Source organism: Microcystis sp. M49636_WE2 (assembly GCF_030065375.1).
Taxonomy (GTDB): Bacteria; Cyanobacteriota; Cyanobacteriia; order Cyanobacteriales; family Microcystaceae; genus Microcystis; species Microcystis aeruginosa_C.
In genome coordinates this window covers 1-3,563 of sequence record NZ_JASJFG010000711.1, presented here as the reverse complement: position 1 = coordinate 3,563, position 3,563 = coordinate 1, and the positions used below count along the sequence as shown (strand labels likewise).

General features: G+C 35.3%; 3 protein-coding genes. All 3 read right to left on the bottom strand.

Annotated features, from left to right (window positions below; genetic code table 11):
- Window positions 1-1,206 (bottom strand): AAA family ATPase (locus tag PX484_RS16255; RefSeq protein WP_288104764.1); only part of this gene is annotated, 1,206 nt, incomplete at its 3' end.
- A gap of 225 nt (window positions 1,207-1,431) precedes the next feature.
- Window positions 1,432-2,271, bottom strand: a complete 840-nt coding sequence (locus tag PX484_RS16250; RefSeq protein ID WP_002802709.1) for an SWIM zinc finger family protein — start codon at window positions 2,269-2,271, stop codon at window positions 1,432-1,434.
- Window positions 2,272-2,284: 13 nt separating this feature from the next.
- On the bottom strand, window positions 2,285-3,563 hold a 1,279-nt coding region (locus tag PX484_RS16245; RefSeq protein WP_288104761.1), incomplete at its 5' end, for a DEAD/DEAH box helicase.

Here is a 3,563-nt window from a genome sequence, read left to right as displayed (position 1 = left end):
GAGGTTATTGATACCAATCAAGTTCACCTCTGTATCTAAGATACTTTGAGTTTGTCCGTTGCTAATTGTGTAGGCTGACACATCTTGAAATTGAATAGTATTTTTATAACCTAAAGATTTTTGTGCTTTGACAGGCTCAACGTTAGCTGCCATGATTTTATTATTCAAAGCTGTGAGAATGTAGGGACTATGGGTAGTGAGAAAAAAACGACAATTTTTATTAGCATAAAGTAAGGTAAATAGTTCTACCATATCTCTTTGAGCGGAGGGAAAAAGATGGGTTTCAGGTTCCTCAATGAAAAATTGATTAGATTCGTGAGTGGCAAAAAAGGGGAAAACTAAGAGAATTAATAACATTGGTAAGGCTTCTTGTTGTCCGCTTGAAGCATCAATTAAGTTAATCTTTCTCCCATCGGCATGATAAAGCCAATCTTGATCTTTTTCTCTTCCATAGCTACCCGATAGAATTTTTTCAGTAATTAATTTAATTTGATCATAAAGTTTTTTATCATCTTTTTTATATAGGAATAAACTTTCTGATTCATTAATTATTCTGTATTGGCGTTGAGCATTTTCATAATTAGAGCCAAAGTTGATAATGAGAGGATCAAGATCAAAATTATTAGCTAAAAAGGCAAAAATATTATTGGTCAAGTATTTAACAAACAGAGTGCGACCAGCTGGAATAAAGAAGATTTCTGTGGGTATAAATCCTTCTCGATCTTTAAATAAGTCAGAAGCAGAAAGATTATTTTCGATGTATTCAAGAGCTTTTGAGCTTGATTTTAAGCTATCATCTCTATCCAATCGTCTTATCTGTCTAATGATTCTATTATAAAGCTGTTTAAAATTTTCTGAATAGGTGAATGTTAATTTATAATATCCATCGGAACTTTCTTTATGTCTTTCAATAATAAAAGTAGTATTTTTAAAAGCATAACTTATTTTAAAGGACTGATCTTTCCACGCATATCTAGGAAATAGCTGCTCGAAATCTTGCAGCACCATGCGTCTGATAGCTTTTTGATCCTTAGCATTAAAAGCATAAATTTTAATCTTTAAAAACAAAAATGTTTCAAATAAAAAAACTAATTTAGCAATAATACTTTTACCAGTGGACTGTTCACCGATGATAACATTAATTTTTTTAATCTCTATTTCCGCATACTTAATAATCAGAAAATTTTCAATAATTAAGGATTCCATTGTATCTCTCTTATGTCCAGTCTCATAACAATACTAACAGGTTAGGGGTAGATTTTCAATTACTGTCAGTTGTTGACCTGTTTATTCTAATCTACCCTCCTATGGATAGATACCTAAGTCAAAAAGTCAGCAATTTAGCTACAGCGTTTCTGATCCAGATAAAGTGTAACCTAATTTGACATCGGGACTGACTGCTGACTCCCCAAAAGGAAAACTTATATTTTTTTAAAGTATCCCTGCATTTTTATTGCGTACCCGTTGATACATTTCTTCCATTACCTCGATAAAGGAGGTATCCTTATCCCAAAATGCAGGATAATCACCAGCTTTTTTAATGACAATTGCGGGAATAGTTGCGGATTTAACTAACTGAGGATTTTCTGGTAAACGGTGATGAGAGTGCCAAAATTCTTTGAGATCAATTGTTTCTGATGCCGGTATGGTTTCGGGTTTAGTGTGATAGGAAGTCCCGGGGTTAAGAGGAATTTTTTCCTCTTGGATGGAGGAGGAAAGCAACTTACCGAGAGGAGTTTTTGCTAACTCTTGCAGTAATTTTTGACGAGAGATACCCCGTAATTCAAATAAGAGGAAAGGATCCTGATCTAATTGGGAGGCAACGAGGTAATAAACTCCGGCAATATGTTTACAGGGATTTTCCCAATCGGGACAGGAACAATTGGTGATAAAATCCTTTTGATTGTGGGGTAATAAGTGGAGATTCAGATCGCTAAATGCTTCATCAATATTATCGGGAACTTCTTTGAGCAGCAGTTTAGAGATCATACTCGCTCTTGAACCAAGATTATATAAAGCTTGTGACCACTCTGCTTTAGTAATTGGTTTAATCTCGATACTCACCTTATACAAAGGTTCTTTGTAAACCCCAAAGTAGGGATTAATGGAACCTCGCACCTGAGCAGTAATTAAATTACCGTCAATTTTGTAATTCTTGACTTTATCATTTTTAGCGTAGGAACGTCCTCGACTCAAGCGTGCTGAGTCGGTAAATTCTTCTAATGCTTCTATAAAGCGTTGTCCCCACCAAGTTTTACTAAATTTATTCATAGGTTTACCTCGATTAAATAATTGTCTGTTTATTCAATGCGATTAACTGACGAAAACTTTCGTTATCTAATTCCGTTAACCAGGATTCATCATTACTAACAATAGCATTAGCTACCTTTTTCTTTTCCTCGATCATTTCATCAATTCTTTCCTCTAAGGTTCCCAAAGTGACAAATTTATGCACGAAAACATTTTTTTGTTGACCAATTCTAAAAGCGCGATCAGTTGCTTGATTTTCCACCGCAGGATTCCACCAACGATCAAAATGAAAAACATGATTTGCTTTGGTTAAAGTAATCCCCACTCCCCCAGCTTTTAGGGATAAAATAAATACGGAAGGTTCTGTTTCGGGATGTTGAAATTCTTCGATCATTTGTTCTCGTTTTGGTTGAGAAGTCCCCCCGTGAAGATAATAGGTATTATAGCGAAAAGTTTGTTTGAGGTACTTTTGTAAGGAGTCACCGATTTCAGTAAATTGAGTGAAAATTAGCAGACTATCTCCCTCTAAAATTACTTCTTCTAGCATTTCTCCCAAACGCTCTAACTTATGCGATCGCTCAGGAGTAAAAGCACTGTTATCCTGTAAAAATTGACGCGGGTGATTACAAATTTGTTTCAAGCGCATCAGGGTAGATAAAATTAATCCTTTGCGTTTTATTCCCTCCGCTTCTTCTAATTGTTTTTCCACTTCTTTGATGACAACTTCGTAGAGAGAAGCTTGTTCTTTAGTTAAATTACAATACTGTTTGTGTTCCACTTTGTCAGGCAAATCTTTAATTATCTGCTTATCGGTTTTTACCCGACGCAGAATAAAAGGTTCCACTAATTTTTTGAGAACCGTGGACTGGAGACGATCATTTTGTTTTTGGATTGGCACTTCAAAAGCTTTACGAAATTGAGTTTCTTTACCTAAATAACCGGGGTTAAGGAAGTTAAAAATTGACCATAAATCAAGCAGTCTATTTTCTACTGGAGTTCCCGTTAATGCGAGACGATGTTGTGCAGATAAACTCAAGATTGCTTTAGTTTGTGCCGATTTAGGATTTTTGATATTTTGTGCTTCATCAATTACCAAACGTTGCCAAGATTGCGAGTTAAATAATTTCAAATCCTTGCGAACTAAGGTAAAAGAAGTAATGACGATATCCTTGTGACTAGCTACTGTCTGAAATTCGCTCTCATCTTGATAGCGCTTACTACCATGGTGAATTAAAACCTGAAGATGGGGGGCAAATTTTTCAATTTCTTTTGCCCAATTTCCCACCACAGAAGTGGGTGCGACTAGCAGAGTT